Origin of the sequence: Pseudomonas sp. S32, assembly GCF_016648095.1 — a bacterium.
GTDB lineage: Bacteria > Pseudomonadota > Gammaproteobacteria > Pseudomonadales > Pseudomonadaceae > Aquipseudomonas > Aquipseudomonas parafulva.
Map to the genome: position 1 here is coordinate 1 of NZ_JACVVF010000041.1, position 24,018 is coordinate 24,018.

The window sequence follows — 24,018 nt, forward strand, 5'->3', positions numbered from 1 at the left end:
CTCCCTCCGCAATCCCTACGCTCGGCCTCCTGAAGTCGCAATCTGTGTTGCCTGAACTACCGCGCTCTTAGAAGCAAGAGCGGTCGAGTTTATTTAGTTAATGCGTGGATATATTTAGGTTTGCAGTTGCAGTTGCCACGCTATAACGCGTCTTCGTTAACGCCGACTGAAAGTGATTCATTGTCTCTTACAGATGACATAAACACGCCGACTAGAACCATCAACTTCAACCCTGCCCATCGACGGCGCTTTCGCACGCTCCGCAGCAAACGGTTAAACTGTGCCACCTGCCACCTACATTGGCAGGCCCTACCCCGACCCGCCGGAGCCCGTCACCCGATGTTCATCCTGAGCCGCCTCGACAGCGTGCCACCCGAGTCCTTCCAGAACCAGATCCGCGAGCTGGTGATTCATGCCGTGGGCACGCTGAGCAGCGTCGCCATCACTGCCGACAACCCCCTCTACCCGCTGTACCAGTATGGCGTCGGCATGGAGGTGCACCAGTACCTGCAAGCGCTGGATGGCACACGCGGCCTGTCAGTGGCCCTGACACTGGCACTGGACGCCGATGCACCCGACAAGCTGCTGGGCTTTGCCCTCACCCTGCCCGCCCAGGACGATGATCAGGCATGCGAGCTGGCGTTCCTGGCAGTGCACCCCGACCACCGCCGCCAGGGGATCGCCCGCGCCCTGTTGGGCGACCTGCAAGGCCGGCAAGCCTGTGTGGAGCTGAATGCCTTCGCCAGCCAGGTACCGTGGTTCGAAGCCATGGGCATGCAGGTAGTGGCCGCCAACGGCCCACAGGTGCTGATGAGCAGCACCGGCCAACCAAGCGGCGCCCTGATCGGCCGCCTGGACATCGCGCCCATCTACGAAACCACCGAGGTCATGCAGATTCACACCTACCTGCTCAACCAGCAGGGTGAAGATGCCATGATCGAGGCCGAACAGCAGCGCGACGAGCGCCTGGACGCGTTGAGCCTGCAAGCCCAGGCCTGCGTGCGCCAGCGCCAGACAGTACATTGAGGCTGCGCGGGCTGCCTGCGCAGCCCGTTTGTTTCAGGCGTGCACCCAGCGGCGATGCAACCCACGCGCCACGGCATCCAGCGCGAACCCCAGTACACCAATCAACAGCACCATGGCCATCAGCTCGGAGTACGCCAAGCGGTCGCGGGTATCAAGAATGAAGTAGCCCAGGCCCGCACTCACGCCCAGCATTTCGCAGGGCACCAGCACGATCCAGAGAATACCGATGGCCAGGCGAACGCCTGTCAGCACATGCCCGATCACCCCGGGCACGATGACCTTGCACAGGGTTTCCCAACGGGTGGCACTCAGGCTGCGGCTCAATTGCAACCAGCGCGGGTCCAGTTGGCGAACACCTGCTGCTGTGTTCAGCAAAATCGGCCACAGCGCGGCGAACGCCAGCAGAAAATAGATAGGCTGGTCCCCTACCCCCATCAGCATCACCACCACGGGCATCCAGGACAGGGGCGAGATCATGCGCAAAAACTGGAACGCCGGCGTGGTTGCGGCTTCCAGGTGGCGGTAGCTGCCCACCAGCAAACCCAGGGGTACGCCGATCAGCAACGCCAGTAGCAAGCCCACCAGAATACGCTTCAGGCTCACCCAGATATGCCCGTACACCTCGCCCTGCCCTAACAGCTCGACCAGGCTGGCCAGGGTCGCCGCCGGTGAAAATCGCGCCGACAGCCCATCGGCCTGGCCGAACACTTCCACCCCGGCCCACCACAGCACCAACAGCGCCAGCAACCCGGCCAGCCCGAGGCTGGCATGAACGACATGCTTGCGCATCAGACCGCGAACTCCTCACTGCGCTCGAAGTTGTCGGCGATGCCGAACACCGAGGGCCCACCTACTGCCGCAATGGCGTTGCGCACAAAGCGGTCATCCACCAGGTCGCGCGCTATGTGGGCAGGGTCCAGATTGGCGAGGAAGCGGTTGTCCCCCTCGATCAACGTCGTCTTCAGGCGCTTTACCAGTTCTTCGGTATAGCTCGGGTACGGGTAAGGCTGGAAGTCGATACGCTTTTCATCCCACTGCTGATGGCGGATGGCGCCGCTGGCGATGTACCCGGCACGGTCGTCGGCAGCGGGCGCCAGCACCTTGGCCAGCACGGCGGGCTCGTGGGGCGTGTACTTGTTGGGGCCGGCCTTGGACAGCAGCGCGGCCGCCTCGGCGCGATGGTCGCGGGTCCATTGCTGGGCCTTGACGATGGCGTTGACCACCTTCTGCGACCATTCCGGGCGGTTGTTGAGGTCGTGCTCGTGCATGAACACCACGCAGCACGCGTGATTGCGCCACACATCGCCGGTAAAGCGCTGCACCCGGCCCACCTTGAGGTTCTCGGCCAGGGCGTTGAATGGCTCGGCAACGATGTAACCGGCGATGCGCTTGCTGGCCAGGGCCGGGGGCATGTCCGAAGGTGGCAGCACCAGCAGGTTGACCTGGTTGGCCGCCAACGGCGCATTGGCGGGTTTGGAAACGGCTTCAAGGCCATTGTCGGTCAGTATCTGCTGCAACACCACGTTATGGATGGAATACCAGAACGGGATCGCTACGGTTTTGCCGCCCAGTTGCTTGATATCGCTTATATCTGGCGCCACCGTCAGCCCCGAACCACCCACGTGGTTCCAGGCGACCACCTTGGCCGGTACTTTGCTGCCATAGCGAGCCCATACGGTCATGGGCGACAGCAGGTGGATGACATTGACCTGCCCGGAGATGAACGCTTCGATCACCTGCGCCCAACTGCGCAGCAGCACCGGCCGCTCGGCCTTGATGCCTTCGGCTTCGAACAGGCCGTTATTGTGCGCCACCAGCAACGGTGTGGCATCGGTGATCGGCAGGTAACCAATGCGCACAGGCGCATCCGGCTCGGCGGCAGCGCGCGCCTGCAGGCTGGACAGCAGCGGCAAGGCGCCGGCAGCGGTGAACATGGCGCCGAGCTTTAGAAAATCACGGCGTGAAGAAGAGGAGCAGCAGTCATCCATGCACATGGACAGCCTCCGAGGGCAACAGGGTTGGGTGGGGTTCGACTGTGCGGCTTGCCCGCCGAAGGGTTTTCAGAATGTCGATGCGCAAGGCGCCCAGCGCCTCGACCTGCTGCGTCCGCGGTTGCGGCAGGTCGATGGGCCATTGGCCGAGGACATGCGCTGGGTGATCGCCCAGTAGCAATACCCGATCGGACAACAGCAGGGCTTCGTCGATGTCGTGGGTAATCAGCACCGCCGCCGTGTTATGGGTGGCGATCAGTTGCAGCAGCAATTGCTGCATATCGGCCCGGGTCACTTCATCCAGAGCCCCGAACGGCTCGTCCAACAGCAGCACCTGTGGCTGGCGCGCCAGGCAGCGGGCTAGCGCCGTTCGCTGGGCCATGCCGCCCGACAACTGCGCCGGGTACTGGTTGCGCGCATGGCCCAGGCCCACGGCGGCGATGGCATGGTCGACCCGTGCGCGACGCTCGTGCGCGGCCAGGTTGGGCTGGCGCGCAAAGTCCAAGCCGAAGGCAACGTTCTTTTCAAGGTTCAGCCAAGGCAACAGGCTCGGGTCCTGGAACGCCACCGCCAGGCGCGGATGCGGGCCCCGCAACGGTTGCCCATGCAGGCTCACGGTGCCGCTGCGGGGCTGCTGCAGGCCAGCCAACACCCGCAACAAGCTCGATTTGCCCACACCACTTGGCCCCAGAATGCTCACAACCTCCCCCGGTGCAAGCTGGAGATCGAACTGGGCGAGCACCTGCTGCCAGCCGCCCTCGCGCGGGTAACCCAGGCTGATATCCCGGGCTTCCAGCACTACCTGCGTCATGCCGAGGCGGCCTGGCGCTGCAGCTCGGCGCGAAGCTGCACCAGGCTCGGCGTCACGATCGGCACAAAGGCCGACTCGCGCCAGCGCCGGGCAAAGCCTTCGCCATACTCGCTCAGGTAGGCCTTGCCACCGCTGGCTTGAAGCTCCAGCTGTACAGCATCGGCCGCACATTCGGCCAGGGTGATGCGCAGCTTGAACAGGGCCGCCGGCTGCTGGCGGAAGCGCTCGTCCAACAGCCCCTGCTTGAGCTCGGCAACGGTGTTTTCCAGCCGTGCGGCCAGCACCTGCTGCGCCTCCTCAAGGAACGACGCCCGCCCATGCAGGTGCAGTTGCACCTCCTGCAACGCCCGGCGCGCCAGGCCGATGGCCATGCCACACTGCAGCCCGAGAAACGCAGGCCGGACCTGAGGCAGAAATTCATGGGCGTTTTCATGCAGCAGCCAGTCGCGGGCCAGTTGCACCTGGTGAAAAGCCAGCGCCGCCGTATTGCTGGACTGCAGGCCCATCAACTGCAGGTCGTCGGACCGTTCCAGGCCCTGTGCCCCGGACGGGATAGCCAGCACGAACGGAGCCCCCCCGGCATCGTCCTCGATGGCTGCAGCGACCACGAAGCCGCTTTTGCGCAGGTTGGTCACCCAGTGCAGGCGGCCTTCGAGGTTCCAGCCATCATAGGTGGGGCGCCCACGCACCTGCAGCGCCTCGATGCCAGACAGGAACTTCATGGCATTGGACAGGCCGGTGGCGCCGGCCAGTCCACCCTTTAGCAGCTGCGGCAGCAGCCGCTCGCGCAGGCCTTGGTTAGGGCTGTACAGCAGGTACTCGATAAAGGCACGCTGCCCCCAGCACACGAACGCCGTGGCCAGCGAGCGGCTGGCGATGGCGGCAATTGCCTCCACGGCATCGGTGACTTGGCCGCCGACCCCGCCCAACGCAGGGTCAACGCCAACCTGCAACAGCTGCGAGTCGGCAATGTGCGCCAGCACCTGATGCGGTTCGCACTGGCCCCGGTCGATGGCTTCGGCGTTGGCATCCAGCCACGTCCGAAATGCACAATCTTGCATGATCTTGCTCCTTGTAAAACGCCGCGGCCGCCAGGCGACCCCTATGCGGCACCAGGCCGCTCCTACACCGACCACCCACCTGGCAGCCCGTTGGGTGAATCAGGCAGACGGCTGATGCCAGCGGTATTTGCCCAGCTCGTCATTGAGCGGCGTCTGGGCGAACACATTAGCAAAGTTGCACAGGGTTGCGAGGCTCACTCCCAGAATCACTTCCAGGGCGTTGCCTTCTGTGAAGCCGGCGTCACGGAACGCCTGGTAGGTCGCATCACTGACATTGCCACGGGTGGCGATGACTTCGCGGGCAAAGGCCGCCAGGGTTTCATAGCGTGCATCGGGCAACTCACCGCGGGCACGCAGTGCATCGACCACCTCCTGGGGCAGCTTGGCCTTGTTCAGCGCCACGGCCGTGTGGCCTGCCACGCAGAAGTCACAACCGTGCTGGGTGGCGGCAATCAACTGCACCACCTCGCGCTCGGCGAGGGTGAGTTCCGATTTGCCGTTCAATGCAGAAACGGTCACATAGGTTTCCAGCGCAGCCGGTGCATTGGCCAGCACCCCCAGCAGGTTGGGGATGAAGCCGGCGTTCTTCTGGGCGTTTTCCAAAAACGGCCGGGCCGCCTCGGGGGCGCTTTGCAGGGTATGTAGGGTAATGCGCGAGGACATGAGGTAGTCTCCATACTGGGTGTGCCCACAGTCTGTTGGTTATAAGAAATTCGCTCCATATTCATCAGTCGCTTTTACTTGCTCCAGAGTGTTTGTATTAGATGATTTGCGCCAGCCACCTCATTGAATGGTTATTAGAAAGCCTGGAACTCGATGCCAGCCTGTTTCACGTGGGCCGCTATTGCGGCGGCTGGCACGCCAGCACCCATGGCATGGGCCACGCCAGTTTTCACCTGGTGGTACAGGGCCATTGCTGGTTGCACGCAGCCGGGCAAGCGCAACCGGTGCGGCTCGAGCGTGGTGATGCGGTGTTTCTGTTGCGTGACATCGATTACCGGCTGGCCAGTGAGCAGGACACCGCGGGCGCCTGCGCCCAACCGCGCCAGGCCATGCAGACGCTGGATGCCGAAGCGGTGGACGGCGTGGGGCTGGTGTGCGGCTTTTTCCACTTCAGCAGCGGGTTGTCTTCGCTGATTGCCGAAGGGCTGGCCGACCTTATCGTGCTCCGCGCCGACGACCCGGCGGGCAGTGCAGCCCAGGCGCTGTTCGGGTTGATTATGGAGGAATGCCGGCGCCCGGCCGGGCCGTCACAGGTATTGCTGGAGCGCCTGACTCATCTGCTGTTCCTGTATGCACTGCGCCAACAAGTGCATGCCGGGCAGAAGTATGGGGGCTTGATCGCCCTCGCCCGCCAGCCCAACTTTGCCGAACTGCTGGAGCAACTGATCGGTGACCCCGGGCAGCCCTGGACACTGGAACGCATGGCGGCGTGCACCGGCCTGTCGCGGTCGGCATTTTTCAAACGCTTCAACGAACTGGCCGGCCAGTCGCCTGGGCAGGTACTGCTGGCGCTGCGCATGCGCCATGCCAGCCAGTTGCTGCGGGCGGGGCACACGGTGGAGCAAGTGGGCGTGCAAGCCGGGTACCAGTCGGTTGCCGCGTTCACCCGGGCCTTCACCAAGGCCATCGGCGTGCAGCCTGGTGCGTACCGGCGCCAGCACGACAGCCGTTAGCAGCGCGAAGCGCTGTCCAGCGCGCGCTGCCACTCATGCCGTTACGTTGTATGACTGTTCAACAATAATGGCTATATGTAATCATCCAAAGCAAAACAGTATTCGTGAGGGTACGGTCCACTCCCTAATCCGCAGCGCTTCCAGAGCCTGGCGCCTTTCCGGTGACATGGCATTGCGTCACCAGCTCCCGAGGCCTGCCTGCCACCGTAGGAGCATCTGATGCAGTTGAGGAATATGAAAATCGGCGTTCGCGCAGCCAGCGTGTTTGCCGTGCTGGGTTTGCTGGTACTGATACTGGGCATGACCGCCCTGTATGAAACCCAGAAGATGGACCAGTCTACGGATGAAATACGCCTGACCTGGATGCCCACCGTGATGTCGCTCAGCGATATCAACAGCAACCTTGGCCGGGCCCGCGCACTCACCCTGCGCAGCGCACTGGACGACGACCCCGCTGAACGCAGCCGCAACCTGGAGCTGATCCGGGGGGTAGAAACTCAGTTGCAAAAAGGTATCGAAGACTACGTCGGTACCATAGTCAGCGAAGAAGACCGCGCCCTGTTCGAAACCTTTAAAAGTACCTACCGGGATTACCTGCAGGTCCAGACCGAGGTGCTGCAGGACATCTCGGCCGGCCGCCTGGACAACGCCAAACAGTCGATCACTGGCCCGCTCACTGACCGGGCCGACACCATGATGCAGGCCATGACTGCCCTGATCACCTTCAATGGCAAAGGTGCCGAAGCTGCTTCGCAGTTGAGCAGTGACGTGGCCGATGAAGCGTATGTGGCCATCATCGGCGCGCTGGTCATCATCATGCTGGCCTTGCTGGCCATCGCCACCCTGCTCACCCGCAGCATCGTGGTACCCCTGGCAGACGCCGTGGCCGTGGCCGAACGTGTCGCAACCGGTGACCTCACCCAGCAGATCCGTGTGGTCGGCCGCGACGAGCCCGCGTTGCTGCTGGCGGCGTTGAGCCGCATGCAGGGCAACCTGCGCGAAACCATCGGCAAGATCGTCGCGTCGTCCGACCAATTGGCGTCGGCGTCCGAAGAGCTGCACACCGTGACCGAGGACACCAGCCGCGGCCTCCACCAGCAAAGCGCGGAAATCGATCAGGCAGCCACCGCCGTGAACCAGATGACCGCCGCTGTCGAGGAAGTCGCCAACAACGCCGTGAGCACGGCCGATGCGTCCAAAGGTGCCGACCAGACGACACGCGACGGCCGTGACCGGGTCAACCAGGCGCTGGCGTCCATTGAGCAGTTGGTGGCGGAAGTGACCGGCACCTCCGGCGAGATCCAGCAACTGGCCAGCAGTGCCAACGAGATCAGCCGGGTGCTGGATGTGATCGGCGCCATTGCCGGGCAAACCAACCTGTTGGCGCTAAACGCCGCCATCGAAGCGGCCCGCGCTGGCGAGGCGGGCCGGGGCTTTGCGGTCGTGGCCGACGAGGTACGCGCGCTGGCCCACCGTACCCAGCAGTCCACCGCAGAAATCGAGCAGATGATCACCGGTATCCAGAACGGTACCGAGCGTGCGGTCACCGCCATGGGCAGCAGCCAGGACCGAGCGTCTGGCACGCTTGAAGTGGCGCAGGGTGCCGGCCAGGCGCTGGAGGTGATCGCCGAGGCAATCGCCTCGATCAACCAGCGTAACCTGGTGATTGCCAGCGCATCGGAGCAGCAGGCGCAGGTGGCGCGGGAAGTGGACCGCAACCTGGTCAACATCCGCGACCTGTCCATGCAGACCTCGGCCGGTGCCAACCAGACCAGTGCAGCGGCCCAGGACCTGTCGCGCCTGGCAGTGGACCTCAATGCCATGGTGGCGCAGTTCAAGGTCTGACCCATAAAGACCGGGGGCCGCATGGCGGCCCCCGGTCAATTCAGCCTGACAGGGGGTTTACTTCACCGTCACTGCACGCCCTGCCTTCTCCACCTTGCCTCGGGTCGCCAGGCAGTAATACAGCGGCACTGTCACCAATAGGCCGAACAGCCAGGACAGGTCTGCCCCTTCGACGATGTTCGAGTACGGCCCCACATACAGCGATGTATTGGCAAACGGCAACTGCACCAGGATGCCGCAGGCGTAGGCAATGATGGCGTGGTGGTTGAAGCGGCCATAGATGCCGCCGTCGGCGCTGAAAATCGAGGCGATGTCGTACTGGCCCTTCTTGATCAAGTAGAAGTCGATCAGATTGATCGATGCCCAGGGCACCAGCACCAGCAGCAGCGCCAGGATCAGGCCGATGAACTGGCCGATAAAGTCGGCCGACGCATTCAGGGCAACCAGGCCGCAACCCGCCAGAATCACGCTGGCCAGTACCACGCGTACCTTGATGCTGGGCGTCCAGTGGGCCACGAAGGTCTGGATGGCGGTCACGATCGACAACACGGCGCCATACAGGTTAAGGGCGTTGTGGCTGATGATGTTGAGCAGGAACAACACCATCAGGATCGGCCCCAGCCAGCCAGTGGCCTGTTTCACTGCATCCATCGCGTCAGTGCCTTCCGGCACGCACAGCACCGCCACCGTCCCGAAGCTGAAGCACAGGATAGTGCCCAGGGTGGCGCCGAAATAGGTGGCCCAGAACGGCTTGGCGATCCCGACCTCACGGGGCAGGTACCGCGAGTAGTCCGAGGTGTACGGCGAGAAGCTGATCTGCCAGATGATGCCCAGCGAGACCGTGGCGATGAAGCCGGACAGGTTGAAGGCCCCGCGGGTAAGGAAGTCGGCGGGCAGGGTCTGGGCGAACATCATGATGAAGCCGGCCAGCAGCGCCGAGCCCATCACCCAGGTACCGATGCGGTTGAGGGTATGGATGAAGCGATAGCCGATGACGCCGATGGCCGTGGCGCTCAGAGCACCGATGACGATGGCCCCCGGCATCGGCACACTCGGGGCAATGCCATGAATGGTCTTGCCTGCCAGCACGATGTTGGAAATGAAGAAGCCGACGTAGATCAGCGCGGTAAAGAAGACGATCAGCAGCGCACCGTAGCGGCCGAACTGGCCACGGCTCTGCACCATCTGCGGAATGCCCAGCTGCGGTCCCTGCGCAGAGGCAAGGGCGATGACCACCCCCCCGACCAGATGGCCCAGCACGATAGCGACCAGCCCCCACAGCAGGTTCAGGTGAAACACCTGGACCACCATGGCGCCGGTGACGATGGGCAGTGGCGCGATGTTGGTGCTGAACCAGAGGGTGAACAGGTCGCGCGCCTTCCCATGGCGCTCGGCAGGTGGAACGTAATCGACCGTGTGATTCTCGACAAACTGGTGTTGCGACGACGGTTGGGACATGGTTTTTAGCTCGAAAGGTCGTTTTTATCTTTGTAGGAAACCGCATCAAGGCGGCCTCTCAGCTGCGGACCATATTATGGTATTCCAAACTTTTGACAACACTGATACGCATTAAAAAAACCCAGCTGATCCGTTTCCGCAGCCCCTGGGAAAAATCAACTTGGTGCTCAACCCCTTTATATACGTGGCCTGCAGCCGTTCATCGCGCATATTCCACGTACAAAAATTCCGCTTGCAAAATAGGTATTACGGTATACCATCAGACACATCAACGATAAAAACCGCGGCCCACCGCAGCTTTAGAGGTACACAAGATGATCGACGCAACCGTCTACAAAAACGTCCTGGGTTCCTTCCCGTCCGGCGTTACCGTCATCACCACCCTGGACGACGACGGCGCGGTCGTCGGCCTGACCGCCAGCGCGTTCTCGTCGCTGTCGATGGACCCGCCGCTGGTCCTGTTCTGCCCCAACTACACATCTGATTCCTACCCAGTGCTCATTCGCCAAAAGCGCTTTGCCATTCACCTGCTCTCCGGTGAACAGCAAGCGCAGGCTTATGCGTTCGCCAAAAAAGGCAAGGACAAGGCTGCCGGCATCGAATGGTCGCTGAGCGCCTTGGGCAACCCGATCCTGGCCGGGGCTACCGCCGTGATCGAATGCGAGTTGTGGCGCGAATACGAAGGCGGTGACCACGCCATCATGGTCGGCAAAGTGCACAACCTGATTGTCCCGGATGAAGCGCCGCGGCCAATGGTGTACTGCCGCGGCAAGATGGCCACCCTGCCGGCGTTCGCCTGACCCCTTCCCCGTATCAAAGCCCATGGCGCCAGCCCTGCCCGGCGCCAGACATTTTCAAGCGTTGAGGAACCCCCCATGAAATTTTCGTTGTTCGTGCACATGGAACGTTGGGATGAACAGGTCAGCCACCGCCAGTTGTTCGAAGACCTCACCGAACTGACCCTGATGGCCGAAGACGGCGGTTTCAGCACCGTGTGGATTGGCGAACACCACGCCATGGAATACACCATCTCGCCAAGCCCCATGCCACTGCTGGCCTACCTGGCGGCACGCACCGAGAAGATTCGCCTGGGCGCCGGCACCATCATCGCACCGTTCTGGAACCCCATCCGCGTGGCCGGCGAGTGCGCCCTGCTCGACGTGATCAGCAACGGCCGTATGGAAGTGGGCCTGGCCCGGGGTGCCTACCAGTTCGAATTCGACCGCATGGCCGGTGGCATGCCCGCAACGGACGGCGGCAAGGCCCTGCGCGAAATGGTGCCGGTGGTGCGCAAACTGTGGGAAGGCGACTACGCCCATGAGGGCGAGGTGTACAAGTTCCCCACCTCCACCAGCGTACCCAAGCCGTTCAACGCCACGCCACCGATGTGGATCGCCGCCCGCGACCCGGACTCGCACAACTTTGCCGTGGCCAATGGCTGCAACGTCATGGTCACCCCGCTGATGAAGGGCGACGAGGAAGTGTTGGACCTGAAGAACAAGTTCCAGGCAGCCCTGGACAACAACCCGGGCGTGCCGCGCCCACAACTGATGGTGCTGCGCCACACCCACGTGCACAGCCCAGACGAGCCAGAAGGCTGGAAGGTGGGCGCGCAGGCCATTTCGCGCTTCTACCGTACCTTCGATGCCTGGTTTGGCAACAAGACCGTGCCTGTGAACGGTTTCCTGGCGCCTAGCCCGGAGTCGAAGTTCGCCGAAGTGCCGGCGTTCCAGCTGGAGAATATTCGCAAGAACACCATGATCGGCACGCCGGAAGAAATCATCGCGCGCATCCGCTACTACCAGGAGCTGGGCGTCGACGAGTTCAGCTTCTGGTGCGACAACAGCCTGCCCCACGCCGAGAAGAAAAAGTCGCTTGAACTGTTCATCAAGGAAGTGGTGCCGGCGTTCGCCTGAATTCCCATTGCCTGATTGATTGCGGGATACGCCCGCTCCCGTGAGCCCGAGTGGCCCGCGTGAGCGGGCTTTTTAGGTGTACGCCATTAGCTTTGTGTTGATTGGGCAATCAAGGGCCAAGCGTTCGCGCGCAAATGGCGCAGGAATAATTGGCCCGAAACAAGCGTAGGAGCGAGCGCAGCTCGCGATGCGCCGCGCGGGCGGCGCTCGATCTCACCACCACCACCACACCCAAGCCCGCCACCTTTCGTCCCCGCGAACGAGAAATTTCCAGGCACCTCTTGCACAACAAATATTATGGTATACCATCAGACAACAAGAACTGATCAACCTCACCAGGAGCCATCCATGAGTTTCGAAATTCGCAAGATCGTCACCTACTCCGAAGAGACCCGCATCGAAGGCGGCAAGGCCACCGACAAGCCCGTGACCATGGTCGGGCTGGCAGTGGTCATCAAGAACCCTTGGGCCGGTCGCGGTTTTGTTGAAGATCTGAAGCCCGAAATTCGCGCCAACTGCTCGGAACTGGGTGCACTGATGGTAGAGCGCCTTACCGCTGCCATCGGCGGTGCCGACAAGATCGAGGCCTATGGCAAGGCCGCCGTGGTCGGTGCAGACGGCGAAATCGAGCACGCCTCGGCCGTGATCCATACCCTGCGTTTCGGCAACCACTACCGCGAAGCGGTCCAGGCCAAGAGCTACCTGAGCTTTACCAACAAGCGCGGCGGCCCTGGCACCTCGATCCAGATCCCGATGATGCAGAAGGACGACGAAGGCCTGCGTTCGCACTACATCACCCTGGAAATGCAGATCGAAGACGCGCCGCGTGCCGACGAGATCGTGGTGGTGCTGGGCGCTGCCGACGGTGGCCGCCTGCACCCGCGCATCGGCAACCGCTATATCGACCTCGAAGAACTGGCTGCCGAAAAAGCCAACGCTCAATAACAATAACCAAGACGGGCCGGGGCGTGGCGTGTGTACCCGCCGCGCCCGACCTTCAAGGAGCGCCCTCCATGATTCAGCCTGTCGCTGAACGCACCCCCGCCGGCACCAGCTACCTGAGCGTGGGCCAGGGCCAGCCTGTGGTACTGATCCACGGCGTGGGCCTGAACAAGGAAATGTGGGGCGGGCAGATCGTTGGCCTGGCCAACGACTACCGCGTCATCGCCTACGACATGCTCGGCCACGGCCAAAGCGCCCTGCCAGCTGCCGACACCGGCCTGGAGGGTTACGCCGCCCAGCTGGCCGAGTTGCTGGACCACCTGCAGATCCCCCAGGCAACCGTGATCGGTTTCTCCATGGGGGGCCTGGTGGCCCGTGCCTTCGCCCTGCACTACCCGCAGCGCCTGGCTGCGCTGGTGGTGCTCAACAGCGTGTTCAACCGCAGCCCCGAGCAGAGCGCCGGCGTTATCGCCCGTGCCGCACAGGCCGCGGAGCTTGGCCCTGACGCCAACGTCGACGCCGCGCTCGAGCGCTGGTTCAGCCGTGAATACAAAGCGGCCAACCCCGCTCAGGTGGCCGCCATCCGCCAGGTGCTGGCCGGCAACGACCCGCAGGGCTACCACACCACCTATTCACTGTTCGCTACCCAGGACATGTACCGCGCAGGCGACCTTGGCAGTATCCAGGTGCCCACGCTGATCGCCACCGGCGAGCTCGACGCCGGCTCCACGCCCGCCATGACCCGCCAGCTTGCCGCCAGTATTCCAGGCGCCCACAGCGTGGTCCTTGCTGAACAACGGCATATGATGGCAGTGGAAGCACCACGTGAAGTCAACAAGATGCTGCTGGACTTTCTTGCAAACGCCCGCAGCCTGACCGAATCCGCCAAGGGGATTGTTGCATGACCCTCGTTCGTTTCCAGATGTGCATCGACGGCCAATGGCACGATGCCCAGAGCGGCAAGACCTTCGACAGCCTCAACCCGGCCACGGCCCAGGCCTGGGCACAACTGCCCGACGCCGACGAGGCCGATGTGGAACTGGCTGTGCAGGCCGCCCAGCGCGCCTTTGACAGCCCGCAGTGGCGCAGCATTAACGCCACGGCGCGTGGCAAACTGCTGCGTCGCCTCGGGGACCTGATTGCCGAGAACAAAGAGCACCTGGCCCAGCTGGAGAGCCGCGACAACGGCAAGCTGATCCGCGAAACCCGCGGCCAGGTCGGTTACCTGCCGGAGTTCTTCCACTACACCGCGGGCCTGGCCGACAAGCTTGAGGGCGGCACCCTGCCCCTGGACAAGCCGGACCTGTTCGCCTACACCGTGCACGAGCCCATCGGCGTGGTAGCCGGGATCATCCCGTGGAACAGCCCGCTGTACCTCACCGCCATCAAGCTGGCCCCTGCCCTGGCGGCGGGCAACACCATTGTGCTCAAGCCGTCCGAGCATGCTTCGGCCACCATTCTCGAGCTCGCCCGCCTGGCGCTGGAGGCTGGCTTCCCTGCCGGCGTGGTCAACGTGGTGACCGGCTACGGCCCCAGCACGGGCGCTGCCCTCACCCGCCACCCGCTGGTGCGCAAGATCGCCTTCACCGGTGGCGCCGCCACGGCCCGGCACGTGGTGCGCAGCAGTGCAGAAAACTTCGCCAAGCTGTCACTGGAACTGGGTGGCAAGTCGCCGAACATCATCTTCGCCGACGCCGACCTGGACAGCGCCATCAACGGCGCAGTAGCCGGTATCTATGCCGCCTCCGGGCAAAGCTGCGTGGCCGGTTCGCGCCTGCTGGTACAGGACGAGATCTTCGATGAGTTCGTCGAACGCCTCATCGCCCGGGCCAAGCGTATCCGCATCGGCAGCCCGCAGGATGACGCCAGCGAAATGGGCCCCATGGCCACGGCGCAACAGCTGGCAGTGGTCGAAACCCTGGTGGCCGCAGCCAAGGCCGAAGGCGCCAAGCTGCACATGGGGGGCAAGCGTGCCGAGGTTGAAGGCGACGGCTGGTTCTACGAGCCCACCCTGTTCGAGTGCGACCGCAACTCGATGACCATCATGCAGGAAGAGGTGTTCGGGCCGGTCGCTGCGGTGATCCGCTTCAAGACCGAAAAAGAAGCGCTGGCCATCGCCAACGACTCGCAGTTCGGCCTGGCGGCCGGCATCTGGACCCGCGACCTGGGCCGCGCCCACCGCCTGGCCCGCGACGTGCGCTCGGGCATCATCTGGGTCAACACCTACCGCGCCGTCTCGGCCATGGCACCGATCGGCGGGTTCAAGAACAGCGGCTACGGCCGTGAAAGCGGCATCGATTCGGTGCTGGCCTATACCGAGCTGAAGACCGTGTGGATCAACCTGTCCACCGCGCCCATGCCCGACCCGTTCGTGATGCGCTAAGAGGTAACACCCGATGATCGAACCTGGCATCTACAAAGACGTGATGGGCTCGTTCCCGTCCGGCGTGACCGTGGTCACCACCCTGGACGCGGATGGCGGCATTGTCGGCATCACCGCCAGTGCCTTCAGCGCGCTGTCGATCGACCCGGCGCTGGTGCTGTTCTGCCCCAACTACGCGTCTGATACCTACCCTGTGCTGCGTGACAGCAAGCAGTTCGCCATTCACCTGCTGTCTGCCGAACAGACCGCAGAAGCCTATGCCTTCGCCGGCAAGGGCAAAGATAAAGCCAAGCATGTGGAATGGCACCTGAGCGAACTTGGCAACCCGCTGCTGGCCAAGGCTACCGCGATCATCGAGTGCGAGCTGTGGCGCGAGTATGACGGTGGTGATCATGCGATCATCGTCGGCGCCGTGAAAAACCTGGTGCTGCCGGCCGAGCCGGTGACGCCCATGGTTTATCACAAGGGCAAACTGGGCGCCTTGCCGCCCCTGGGCTGACGTTGGCATAGCCGGGTTCGCCGTACAGCCCCCGGCCACCCAATCACATAGGAACACCACGCATGAGCAACGAAAAATACGAGAAAGGCCTGCAAATCCGCACCCAGGTACTGGGTGAGGACTACGTCAACCGTTCTATCCAGAACGCCGACGAATTCACCAAACCGCTGCAGGAACTGGTCACCGAATACTGCTGGGGGCACGTGTGGGGCCGTGAAGGCTTGTCGCTCAAAGAACGCAGCATGATAAACTTGGCCATGATTTCCGCACTCAACCGGCCCCACGAGCTCAAGCTGCACATTCGCGGCGCACTGCGTAATGGCCTTAGCCGCGAGCAGGTACGCGAAATCCTGCTCCAGGTCGGCATCTACTGCGGCGTACCGGCCGCGGTGGACAGCTTCCGCCTGGCCCGGGAAGCGTTCGCCGAGGCTGATGCGGAGCCCACCCGTTAACACCGGGCTGTTCGAACCCGCGCAAGGAGCACCCCGGTTCATGGTGCTGTTGCGAGCGTAATCGGGCAGCCTCTTTCAGAGCGCACTTGATGAAACGCCAGCCACTCGACGACAGCTTCAAGGTCAACCGCAACCCCGTCACCCTGCGCGAAATCGTGCTCGACAAGCTGCGCGGTGCGATCATGAATTTCCACCTGCTGCCGGGCGATCGCCTGGTCGAGCGCGACCTCTGCGACCGCCTCGGGGTCAGCCGTACTTCGGTGCGTGAGGCCCTTCGCCACCTGGAGTCCGAAGGGCTGGTGGAGTTCGCAGACGCCAAGGGCCCTCGTGTGGCCATCATCACCCTCGAGGATGCCCGCGATATCTACGAGCTGCGCTGCGTACTCGAAGGCCTGATCGTGCAACTGTTCACCCTCAACGCCAAGGCCAAGGACATCCGCGCCCTGGAACGTGCGCTGGAGGTAAACCGCGAGGCCCTGGAAGAAGGCGAACTGCAACAGGTACTGGATTCGGTGCAGGGCTTCTACGACGTGTTGCTGGAAGGCTCGGGCAACCAGGTGGCGGCCCAGCAGTTGCGCCAGTTGCAGGCGCGGATCAGCTACCTGCGGGCAACCTCGGTGTCGCAAGTGAACCGCCGCGGCGCCAGCAACCTGGAAATGGAAAAGATGGTCGAGGCGATCAAGGGCGGTGACCCTGTGGTGGCCCACCAGGCCTGCGTGGAGCACGTGCGCGCTGCGGCCAAGGTCGCCCTGGAATACCTGCGTCAGAAGCAGGACGACACCACCAAGGTGCGCGACATCGTCGAGCCCCTGGCCCTCAAGGAACCCCGCATAGGTCGCTGATCATGCCCAATGCCCCGCGCTACTGCCCACACTGCACCACGGAACTGGCACGGGGCGTTCCCACCGGCGATACCCACGAACGCCTGCATTGCAGTAGCTGTGGCTACATTCACTACATCAACCCCAAGATCATCGCCGGCTGCATCATCGAACGCGACGGCAAGTACCTGCTCTGCCAGCGCGCCATTCCACCGCGCCCGGGCACCTGGACCCTGCCCGCCGGCTTCATGGAGGCCGGCGAAACCACCGAGCAGGCAGCGCTGCGCGAGGTGTGGGAAGAAAGCGGCGTGCACGCCGAAATCGTTTGCCCCTATTCGATTTTCAGCGTGCCGAAGATCAGCGAGGTGTACATCATCTTCCGCGCCGTCGCCACCGAGGAAACCGGCCAGTACGGCCCGGAAACCCTGGCCTACCGGTTCTTCGAGCCCGACCAGATCCCCTGGGACGATATCTACTACCCCGCCATCCGGCAGATCCTCGAGCGCTATATTCTCGAGCGCCAGGCCGGGGTATATGGCATCTACACGGGCAATGACGACACCGGCAAAGTGCACTTCATTCGCTAGTGCACAAACCGCTCGCCAACCACGTGTTCTCGGTGCACCCTAGGGGCCTTTGTATTCACGACCGGCAGAACACATGGCGAAGTGGCTAGAGGGCGGTGGCCTCATGGGCGAGCGTATCCGTCAGCATGACTGGGCATCCACCCGTCTGGGCCCGCTCGATGGCTGGCCCGATGCGCTCAAGACCACATTGGCACTGTGCCTGGCCTCGCGGTTCCCACAAGCGGTGCTGTGGGGCCCCGACCTGATTACCCTGCACAACGATGCATTCTTGCCGATTCTGGGCCAGAAGCCGCTGGCGCTGGGCACCCCGTTCAGTGAAGTCTGGCGCGAGGCCTGGTCGGACATCCGCGTACTGGCAGACCGTGCACTGGCGGGCGAAGCAGTCTTCATCGAGAACTTCCCGCTGCTCATCGACCGCAATGGCACGCCGGAGCGGGCCTATTTCACGTTCTGCTACAGCCCCATCCGCGGCCATGACGGCACAGTGCTGGGCATGCTCGACACCGTCACCGAAACCACCGCCAACGTGGTGAGCAACCAGCGGCTGAAGTTTCTCGACAGCCTGGCACGGGCAGTCGCTGAAGCTTCAGCGCCCGAAGACATTCTGGCGATTACCACGCGCATGCTGGTGGAACACCTTGAGCTGTCCAGCTGCGCCTATGCGGTGATGCAGGCCGACCAGGACACTTTCACCATCTGCGGCGAAGCGGTGGCCCCCGGGGCCCCTCACCTGCTGGGCGATTACCAGTTGCATGACTTCGGCCGCCTGGCGGTGAACCGCCTGCGCAACGGCCAACCCCTGATCATCCACGACAGCCACCGCGAACTGGCCCCCGACGAGGCCGCCACTTTTGCGGCCATCGGCATCGCGGCCACCTGTTGCATGCCGCTGATAAAAGCCGGCAGGCTGACCGCGCTGATGGCCATCAACAACAGTGCGCCGCGCGCCTGGAGCGCCTACGAACGGGCGCTGATCAGTGAAGTGACCGAACGCAGCTGGGCGCATATCCAGCGGGCTCAGGCCCACGGTGAAGTGCAGCAGGCAATCGCAGCGCTGGAAACCCTCAACGCCAACCTCGAGCAGCGGGTGCAGGAGCGCACCGCTCAGTTGCTGCACACCGAGGCCGAGTTGCGCCAGGCGCAAAAACTCGAAGCCATCGGCCAGCTGACTGGCGGGGTAGCACATGACATCAACAACCTGCTGACCATCATCCGCGCGTCGCTGCATTTTCTGCAGCGCCCCAACCTGGATGAGCAGCGGCGCGATCGGTATATCAAGACCATATCCGAAACCGTGGAACGCGGCGCCAAGCTCACAGGCCAGTTGCTGGCCTTTGGCCGGCGCCAGGCATTGAACCCGCAGGTGTTCGAAGCCAGCGAGCGGCTTGAGGCAATGGCCGACATGTTCGACACGGCGGCGGGTGCGCGCATCCACGTGCAACTGCAACTGCCCGAGGCGCCCTGCCATATCCGGGCCGACATCAGCCAGCTGGAAACCGCCGTCATCAACCTGATGCTCAACGGCCGGGATGCCATGGGCGGTGCCGGCACACTGCAGCTGCGCCTGCTGGCCGATCAGCATCTGCCGGCAGCACAAGGCCAGGCGCCACAGGCCGGCGCCTTCGCCGCCATTTCGGTGAGCGACACCGGGGCCGGTATCCCTACGGAATTGTTCGAGCGTATCTTCGACCCCTTCTTCACCACCAAGGCACCGGGTGAAGGCACTGGCCTGGGCCTCTCGCAGGTGTTCGGCTTCGCCAAGCAGTCCGGGGGTGATGTTAAGGTCAACAGCATTGAGGGCCAGGGCACCACGTTCACGCTGTACCTGCCCCAGCAGGCGCAAGACGCTGCGTTACCGGGCGAACGTTAACGCTTGGCCGCCAGCAACTTCGCCACACTCTGCGCCAGTTCCATGCGCCGGTAAGGTTTGCGCAATACCTCAAAGCCGCTCAACTGGGACGGCGTAAGGTTGGCGTAGCCGGTGATGATCAACACCGGCAATTCGGCATGCCGCTGGCGCATCTGCTGGGCAAAACGCACACCGGTCATGTCCGGCATCACGTGGTCGGTTACCAGCAGGTCCGGCAACCAGCCTTTGTCTACCAGGCGCAGCGCGGCGGCCGCACTCGCCGCCTCGGTCACTTCGTAGCCCAGGTCGCGCAGCTGCAGGGCTGTGGCATGGCGCACGATTTCCTCATCGTCCACCAGCAGCACCCGGCTTGGGCGGGCGGCCGTCGGTGCTTCACCGCTTTCACTGCCGCGGCTGGCAGCCGATGAATTGCTGGCCGGCAGCCACAAGGTAGCCTGGGTGCCCTGCCCCGGCGTTGAGCGGATGGCAAACCCTCCGCCGGACTGTACCGCCAGCCCCTGCACCATCGGCAGGCCCAACCCAGAGCCCTTGCCGATGCCCTTGGTCGAGAAAAACGGCTCCATGCAGCGGCGCACCTGCTCTTCGTCCATGCCGCAGCCGTTGTCCCTGACCTCGATCCATACCAGGCGCTCAGCAGCCATGCCTTCTGGCGGTACAGGGCAATGCGGGTCATGCCCGGCAACGATCTGCAGGTAGCCCCCGTCCCCCGTGGCATCACGGGCATTGACCACCAGGTTGAGCAACGCCAGCTCCAGCTGGTGAGGGTCGACCACCACAGAGGGCAGTGCCGGGTCGATATCCACGTGCACGGTCAGGGTGGGCCCGATGGAACGTGCCATCAACTCACGCATGTCGTCCAGCAGTGTCGCCAGGCACACGGCCTGAGGCTTGAGTGTCTGGCGGCGGGCGAAGCTCAGCAGGCGCGCGACCAGGTTGCGGGCCCGCTCTGCAGCTTGAAGCCCGCCGTCGATCAGCCGCGGGGCACGCTCGGCGTTCGGCTGGCGGTGCAACAGCTCGAACGAGCCGATGATGGGCGTGAGCATGTTGTTCAGGTCGTGGGCGATGCCGCCAGTCAATTGCCCGATCATTTCCATCTTGTGGGCTTCATGCAGTTGCACCATGGCCGACTCACGCTGCGCCAGTGCGGCCGCCACGCGTTCTTCCAGGCTCTGGTTGAGCAAGTGCAAGGCACGTTCGGCGCGGGCATGAATGATGGCGGCCCAGGTTTGCTTGGCGGTTTCTTCCACCAATTGGCAGTCTTCCTCTAGGCACTTGCGCGCGTCGCGGAAATACACGCCCAGCACCGCTTCCAGGCGGCCTGCACGTACCACCGGTACATGCAGGGCAGCGCCCAGGCCTGCCAGGTGCGGCGGTGCCTTGTCATACACCTGCAGCACCGTCTGCTCAGCCGCCAACTGCTCATGGAAGTCAGCACCGAAGGCCTGGTATGGGTGGGTACCGACCACTGAAGGCACGCCGTCGACCCAGTCCTGGCTGACCGTGAAGCACTCGCCATCACCCTGGTCTTCCCCAAAACAGACCCGCGCAGCGCCAAGTTGCTCGGCCAGGCGTTGCACAGCGTAGGCCTCGATGCGCTCGGCACCGCCCAGCCCGGGCAATGTACGGCCCAGCTCCAGCAAGAAGGCCTGACGTTGCTGGAAGCGCACCCGCTCGGTGGTTTCCGATACCAGGCACAGAATGCCACCCACGCTCCCATCGGCCTCGCGCACCGCGGAATAGGACACGTCGAAATACACCGTCTCGCCGTGCCCACTGCGTTCTATATAGAAAGGGCGATCCTTGGCCGAGAAGGTCTGGCCTGTTTCGCGCACCCCGCGCAGCAACGGCTCAAGGTCGTCCCACAGCTCAGACCAGTTCTCCTGGGCGGGCCGGCCCAGGGCATGGGGGTGTTTGTTGCCGATGGTGGGGGCGTAAGCATCGTTGTACAGCGCCACATAGGACTCACCCCAGAACAACACAACCTGCGCTTGGGCGGGCAACAGAGTGGCCATCACCGCTTGCAGGTGCGGTGACCAGCCATGGGGCGGCCCGAGCGGCGAATCGCCCCACTGCATCGACTGCATCAAACCGCCGATGGTGCCGCCGTTCAGCAGGAAGCACAGCGGTGGTTGCCCTGCATGCACAGGTGGTTGTTGAAGGGATTTCATTTCGGGGGAGTCCGCGGCTTGTGCCATCCGTCTTCGGATAAGAGCAGCGCAACCGGCGTTCGTTCCCCGTTCATTGAACGCTCGTTCAACGCCGACCTTCAGCAAGCATCCTTACGGCCAGTGCCGCCAGCACCGTACCCATCAGGCACCGCTGAACCTGCTGGAACAGCGGGCGCCCCGCCAGGAATACGGCGATGGAGCCGGCCATCACCGCGATCAGTGCATTGACCGTTACGCTGATGGCGATCTGCAGCGAACCCAGTACCACGGATTGTGCCAGCACACTGCCGTGCTCCGGATTGATGAACTGCGGCATCAGCGACAGGTACATCACGGCGATCTTCGGGTTGAGCAGGTTGGTGACGAAGCCCATGGCGAACAAGCGGCGCGGGCTGTCGGCAGGCAGATCACGCACCTGGAACGGTGAGCGCCCACCGGGTTTGACCGCCTGCCAGGCCAGGTACAGCAGGTACAGGGCGCCGCCAATGCGCAGGCCGTCGTAGGCGTAAGGCACCGCCATGACCAGGGCAGTGATCCCCAGGGCCGCACAGAGCATGTAGAAGACAAAACCCATGGCCACACCGCCCAACGAGATCAGGCCGGCCATGCGGCCCTGGCAGATGGACCGCGAGATCAGGTAGACCATGTTAGGCCCGGGCGTGAGCACCATGCCCAGGGATATCAGGGCGAAGGCCAGCAGTTGGGTGGTATCGGGCATCAGGCACATCCTTGTCGCGCAATGGGAGGTGCCAGCTTAGCCGAAGCGGTTGCGCACGGGAATTCACCGGCGTGCCGCCGGCACAGCTGTTTTTCATGCCCTGTGTTGGCCCGCCACGCACCAGTTCGGCCCATGGGCAAGCAGGCGTCATCGGTCGAGGGGCTCTGCAGCGGGGCCTTCAGGGCACTGGCACCCTTCTTGCTGCCGTCCACCGCTTAAGCTTTTGTCAGCCTTAGGTTTTTTAAGGTTTATGGGTACATATTTACTAATTTCTCGTTACCCCCCGCGCCCCGCATCATCGCTCCAACAAGAACGCGTTGCCCTTCGCCGGCACGCCCCCGGGCAGTTCCCCATGCCCTACCTTGCCTTGGAGTCAGTCATGACCAGTGCAGCCAGCTCGGCCCCTCTCATCGAAAAACACACGATCGGCTATGTGCCCCCGCAAGACCGCCATGGAAAGGTAAGGGATCTGTTCACACTGTGGTTCGGCGGCAACATCGCGCCGCTCCCCATCGTCACTGGCGCCCTTGGCGTGCAACTGTTTCACCTGAACTTGGTGTGGGGCATCGTTGCCATCCTGGTGGGCCACCTGGTTGGTGGTGTGCTGATGGCGCTGCATTCTGCCCAAGGCCCGCAAATGGGCATCCCGCAGATGATTCAGAGCCGCGCCCAGTTCGGTTCGCTCGGCGCACTGCTGGTGGTGGTAATCGCCGGCGTGATGTACATCGGTTTCTTCGCATCCAACATCGTGCTTGCCGGCAAGTCCCTGCATGGCGTGGCCGAGTCGGTGCCGGTGCCCGTGGGCATCATCATCGGTGCGCTGGGGTCGGGGATCATCGGCATCATCGGCTACCGCTTCATCCACGTGCTCAACCGTATCGGCACCTGGGTGCTGGGCATCGGTATCGTGGTGGGCTTCGGCTACATTTTCAGCCATGTGCAGAGTGACGACTTCCTCACCCGCGGGGGCTTCAACCTGGCCGGCTGGCTGGCCACCGTTTCACTTGCAGCCCTGTGGCAGATCGCCTTCGCACCCTATGTGTCGGACTATTCGCGCTACCTACCCGCTGATGTGAAGGTCAGTTCGACGTTCTGGACCACCTACCTGGGTTCGGCCCTGGGCTCCAGCCTGTCCTTCATCTTCGGCGCCGTCGCTGTGCTGGCGATCCCGGCTGGCATGGACACCATGGAGGCGGTGAAGCTGGCCACCGGCAGCCTCGGCCCGCTGATGCTGGTGCTGTTCCTGCTCAGCGTCATCAGCCACAACGCCCTCAACCTGTATGGGGCAGTGCTGTCGATCATCACCCTGGTGCAAACCTTCGCCTACCGCTGGATCCCCACGGCCAAGAGCCGTGCGGTGCTTTCATTGATCGTGCTGGGCGCTTGCTGCGTGGCGGCGGTGTTCGCCTCGGCCGACTTCATCGGCCACTTCGTGGACATGGTGCTGGTGCTGCTGGTGGTGCTGGTGCCCTGGACGGCCATCAACCTCATCGACTTCTATGCCATTCACAAAGGCGACTACGACATTCAGTCGATCTTCCAGGTGGACGGCGGTATCTACGGCCGCTACAACCCGCAGGCTCTGCTGGCCTATGCGATCGGCATCGCGGTGCAGATTCCGTTCATGAATACCCCGCTGTACGTGGGCCCGATCTCCGAGCACATCAACGGCGCCGACCTGTCCTGGCTGGTTGGCCTGGCGGTCACCTCGCCGCTGTACTGGTGGCTGGCGAGCCGCGACAGCGCCTACCGTCGTCGCCAGACCAGCGCCAAGGTAGCACTGGGCCACTGACC

22 protein-coding genes are annotated in these 24,018 nt (G+C 63.3%); 14 read left to right on the forward strand and 8 right to left on the reverse strand.

Annotated features, from left to right (window positions below):
* Window positions 1-339 precede the first annotated feature (339 nt).
* The gene (locus IAE38_RS18720; protein ID WP_028633797.1) at window positions 340-1,026 is read left to right on the forward strand and encodes a GNAT family N-acetyltransferase; all 687 of its coding nucleotides are present in this window, start codon (window positions 340-342) and stop codon (window positions 1,024-1,026) included.
* Between the two features lie 33 nt (window positions 1,027-1,059).
* Here IAE38_RS18720 and IAE38_RS18725 read toward each other — a convergent pair whose 3' ends face one another.
* The 5 genes from IAE38_RS18725 to IAE38_RS18745 form a co-directional block, all read right to left on the reverse strand.
* Entirely contained in the window at window positions 1,060-1,815 is a 756-nt protein-coding gene (locus tag IAE38_RS18725; RefSeq protein WP_028633796.1) for an ABC transporter permease, read from the reverse strand.
* Complete coding sequence (locus tag IAE38_RS18730; RefSeq protein ID WP_201218642.1) at window positions 1,815-3,020, reverse strand: ABC transporter substrate-binding protein; 1,206 nt, start codon at window positions 3,018-3,020, stop codon at window positions 1,815-1,817. Before IAE38_RS18730 ends, IAE38_RS18725 begins: the two co-directional genes overlap by 1 nt.
* Complete coding sequence (locus tag IAE38_RS18735) at window positions 3,007-3,828, reverse strand: ABC transporter ATP-binding protein (protein ID WP_201218643.1); 822 nt, start codon at window positions 3,826-3,828, stop codon at window positions 3,007-3,009. The genes IAE38_RS18730 and IAE38_RS18735 overlap by 14 nt, the downstream gene beginning before the upstream one ends.
* Window positions 3,825-4,889 carry an acyl-CoA dehydrogenase family protein gene (locus IAE38_RS18740; protein WP_201218645.1) on the reverse strand — a complete coding sequence of 355 codons (1,065 nt, stop codon included), beginning with the start codon at window positions 4,887-4,889 and terminating at the stop codon, window positions 3,825-3,827. Before IAE38_RS18740 ends, IAE38_RS18735 begins: the two co-directional genes overlap by 4 nt.
* A gap of 99 nt (window positions 4,890-4,988) precedes the next feature.
* On the reverse strand, window positions 4,989-5,552 hold the full coding sequence (locus IAE38_RS18745; protein ID WP_028633792.1) for a carboxymuconolactone decarboxylase family protein: 564 nt from the start codon (window positions 5,550-5,552) through the stop codon (window positions 4,989-4,991).
* 101 nt (window positions 5,553-5,653) lie between these two features.
* Between IAE38_RS18745 and IAE38_RS18750 the strand changes: the two genes are divergently transcribed.
* Complete coding sequence (locus IAE38_RS18750) at window positions 5,654-6,565, forward strand: AraC family transcriptional regulator (RefSeq protein WP_201164678.1); 912 nt, start codon at window positions 5,654-5,656, stop codon at window positions 6,563-6,565.
* 219 nt (window positions 6,566-6,784) lie between these two features.
* A complete protein-coding gene (locus IAE38_RS18755) occupies window positions 6,785-8,410 on the forward strand; it encodes a methyl-accepting chemotaxis protein (protein WP_201218647.1) in 1,626 nt (541 codons plus the stop codon).
* Window positions 8,411-8,467: 57 nt separating this feature from the next.
* Here the strand turns inward: IAE38_RS18755 and IAE38_RS18760 are convergent, their stop codons facing one another.
* The gene (locus IAE38_RS18760) at window positions 8,468-9,868 is read right to left on the reverse strand and encodes a purine-cytosine permease family protein (RefSeq protein ID WP_201164676.1); all 1,401 of its coding nucleotides are present in this window, start codon (window positions 9,866-9,868) and stop codon (window positions 8,468-8,470) included.
* Window positions 9,869-10,182: 314 nt separating this feature from the next.
* On the opposite strand from IAE38_RS18760, the gene IAE38_RS18765 reads away from it, so the two are divergent.
* From IAE38_RS18765 to IAE38_RS18810, 10 genes are all read left to right on the forward strand, one after another.
* A complete protein-coding gene (locus IAE38_RS18765) occupies window positions 10,183-10,668 on the forward strand; it encodes a flavin reductase family protein (RefSeq protein ID WP_028633788.1) in 486 nt (161 codons plus the stop codon).
* Between the two features lie 75 nt (window positions 10,669-10,743).
* A complete protein-coding gene (locus tag IAE38_RS18770) occupies window positions 10,744-11,784 on the forward strand; it encodes an LLM class flavin-dependent oxidoreductase (RefSeq protein WP_060483149.1) in 1,041 nt (346 codons plus the stop codon).
* A 348-nt stretch (window positions 11,785-12,132) separates the two neighbouring features.
* Window positions 12,133-12,729, forward strand: coding sequence for an amino acid synthesis family protein (locus IAE38_RS18775; protein WP_003256068.1), 597 nt, complete (start codon window positions 12,133-12,135; stop codon window positions 12,727-12,729).
* A gap of 68 nt (window positions 12,730-12,797) precedes the next feature.
* Complete coding sequence (locus IAE38_RS18780; protein ID WP_028633786.1) at window positions 12,798-13,631, forward strand: alpha/beta fold hydrolase; 834 nt, start codon at window positions 12,798-12,800, stop codon at window positions 13,629-13,631.
* Window positions 13,628-15,109, forward strand: coding sequence for an aldehyde dehydrogenase (locus tag IAE38_RS18785; RefSeq protein WP_201218649.1), 1,482 nt, complete (start codon window positions 13,628-13,630; stop codon window positions 15,107-15,109). Before IAE38_RS18780 ends, IAE38_RS18785 begins: the two co-directional genes overlap by 4 nt.
* 13 nt (window positions 15,110-15,122) lie before the next feature.
* Window positions 15,123-15,608 carry a flavin reductase family protein gene (locus IAE38_RS18790; RefSeq protein ID WP_028633784.1) on the forward strand — a complete coding sequence of 162 codons (486 nt, stop codon included), beginning with the start codon at window positions 15,123-15,125 and terminating at the stop codon, window positions 15,606-15,608.
* Between the two features lie 62 nt (window positions 15,609-15,670).
* Window positions 15,671-16,060, forward strand: coding sequence for a carboxymuconolactone decarboxylase family protein (locus IAE38_RS18795; RefSeq protein ID WP_060483147.1), 390 nt, complete (start codon window positions 15,671-15,673; stop codon window positions 16,058-16,060).
* 89 nt (window positions 16,061-16,149) lie between these two features.
* Entirely contained in the window at window positions 16,150-16,902 is a 753-nt protein-coding gene (locus tag IAE38_RS18800; RefSeq protein WP_060483146.1) for a GntR family transcriptional regulator, read from the forward strand.
* A 2-nt stretch (window positions 16,903-16,904) separates the two neighbouring features.
* Window positions 16,905-17,468 carry an NUDIX hydrolase gene (locus IAE38_RS18805; RefSeq protein ID WP_201218651.1) on the forward strand — a complete coding sequence of 188 codons (564 nt, stop codon included), beginning with the start codon at window positions 16,905-16,907 and terminating at the stop codon, window positions 17,466-17,468.
* A gap of 73 nt (window positions 17,469-17,541) precedes the next feature.
* Window positions 17,542-19,338 carry an ATP-binding protein gene (locus tag IAE38_RS18810; RefSeq protein ID WP_201218653.1) on the forward strand — a complete coding sequence of 599 codons (1,797 nt, stop codon included), beginning with the start codon at window positions 17,542-17,544 and terminating at the stop codon, window positions 19,336-19,338.
* Here the strand turns inward: IAE38_RS18810 and IAE38_RS18815 are convergent.
* Both IAE38_RS18815 and IAE38_RS18820 read right to left on the reverse strand, forming a co-directional pair.
* Complete coding sequence (locus IAE38_RS18815; protein ID WP_201218656.1) at window positions 19,335-21,506, reverse strand: response regulator; 2,172 nt, start codon at window positions 21,504-21,506, stop codon at window positions 19,335-19,337. The genes IAE38_RS18810 and IAE38_RS18815 overlap by 4 nt on opposite strands.
* A gap of 85 nt (window positions 21,507-21,591) precedes the next feature.
* Window positions 21,592-22,224, reverse strand: a complete 633-nt coding sequence (locus IAE38_RS18820; protein WP_201218658.1) for a LysE family translocator — start codon at window positions 22,222-22,224, stop codon at window positions 21,592-21,594.
* Between the two features lie 379 nt (window positions 22,225-22,603).
* On the opposite strand from IAE38_RS18820, the gene IAE38_RS18825 reads away from it, so the two are divergent.
* Window positions 22,604-24,016, forward strand: coding sequence for a purine-cytosine permease family protein (locus IAE38_RS18825; RefSeq protein ID WP_201164671.1), 1,413 nt, complete (start codon window positions 22,604-22,606; stop codon window positions 24,014-24,016).
* Window positions 24,017-24,018: the final 2 nt, after the last annotated feature.

Excerpts from the sequence above, each read along its gene's own strand:
- IAE38_RS18720 (WP_028633797.1), top strand. The coding sequence starts at position 340 with ATGTTCATCCTGAGCCGCCTCGACAGCGTGCCACCCGAGTCCTTCCAG.
- IAE38_RS18725 (WP_028633796.1), bottom strand. The coding sequence starts at position 1,815 with ATGCGCAAGCATGTCGTTCATGCCAGCCTCGGGCTGGCCGGGTTGCTG.
- IAE38_RS18730 (WP_201218642.1), bottom strand. The coding sequence starts at position 3,020 with ATGTGCATGGATGACTGCTGCTCCTCTTCTTCACGCCGTGATTTTCTA.
- IAE38_RS18735 (WP_201218643.1), bottom strand. The coding sequence starts at position 3,828 with ATGACGCAGGTAGTGCTGGAAGCCCGGGATATCAGCCTGGGTTACCCG.
- IAE38_RS18740 (WP_201218645.1), bottom strand. The coding sequence starts at position 4,889 with ATGCAAGATTGTGCATTTCGGACGTGGCTGGATGCCAACGCCGAAGCC.
- IAE38_RS18745 (WP_028633792.1), bottom strand. The coding sequence starts at position 5,552 with ATGTCCTCGCGCATTACCCTACATACCCTGCAAAGCGCCCCCGAGGCG.
- IAE38_RS18750 (WP_201164678.1), top strand. The coding sequence starts at position 5,654 with ATGATTTGCGCCAGCCACCTCATTGAATGGTTATTAGAAAGCCTGGAA.
- IAE38_RS18755 (WP_201218647.1), top strand. The coding sequence starts at position 6,785 with ATGCAGTTGAGGAATATGAAAATCGGCGTTCGCGCAGCCAGCGTGTTT.
- IAE38_RS18760 (WP_201164676.1), bottom strand. The coding sequence starts at position 9,868 with ATGTCCCAACCGTCGTCGCAACACCAGTTTGTCGAGAATCACACGGTC.
- IAE38_RS18765 (WP_028633788.1), top strand. The coding sequence starts at position 10,183 with ATGATCGACGCAACCGTCTACAAAAACGTCCTGGGTTCCTTCCCGTCC.
- IAE38_RS18770 (WP_060483149.1), top strand. The coding sequence starts at position 10,744 with ATGAAATTTTCGTTGTTCGTGCACATGGAACGTTGGGATGAACAGGTC.
- IAE38_RS18775 (WP_003256068.1), top strand. The coding sequence starts at position 12,133 with ATGAGTTTCGAAATTCGCAAGATCGTCACCTACTCCGAAGAGACCCGC.
- IAE38_RS18780 (WP_028633786.1), top strand. The coding sequence starts at position 12,798 with ATGATTCAGCCTGTCGCTGAACGCACCCCCGCCGGCACCAGCTACCTG.
- IAE38_RS18785 (WP_201218649.1), top strand. The coding sequence starts at position 13,628 with ATGACCCTCGTTCGTTTCCAGATGTGCATCGACGGCCAATGGCACGAT.
- IAE38_RS18790 (WP_028633784.1), top strand. The coding sequence starts at position 15,123 with ATGATCGAACCTGGCATCTACAAAGACGTGATGGGCTCGTTCCCGTCC.
- IAE38_RS18795 (WP_060483147.1), top strand. The coding sequence starts at position 15,671 with ATGAGCAACGAAAAATACGAGAAAGGCCTGCAAATCCGCACCCAGGTA.
- IAE38_RS18800 (WP_060483146.1), top strand. The coding sequence starts at position 16,150 with ATGAAACGCCAGCCACTCGACGACAGCTTCAAGGTCAACCGCAACCCC.
- IAE38_RS18805 (WP_201218651.1), top strand. The coding sequence starts at position 16,905 with ATGCCCAATGCCCCGCGCTACTGCCCACACTGCACCACGGAACTGGCA.
- IAE38_RS18810 (WP_201218653.1), top strand. The coding sequence starts at position 17,542 with ATGGCGAAGTGGCTAGAGGGCGGTGGCCTCATGGGCGAGCGTATCCGT.
- IAE38_RS18815 (WP_201218656.1), bottom strand. The coding sequence starts at position 21,506 with ATGAAATCCCTTCAACAACCACCTGTGCATGCAGGGCAACCACCGCTG.
- IAE38_RS18820 (WP_201218658.1), bottom strand. The coding sequence starts at position 22,224 with ATGCCCGATACCACCCAACTGCTGGCCTTCGCCCTGATATCCCTGGGC.
- IAE38_RS18825 (WP_201164671.1), top strand. The coding sequence starts at position 22,604 with ATGACCAGTGCAGCCAGCTCGGCCCCTCTCATCGAAAAACACACGATC.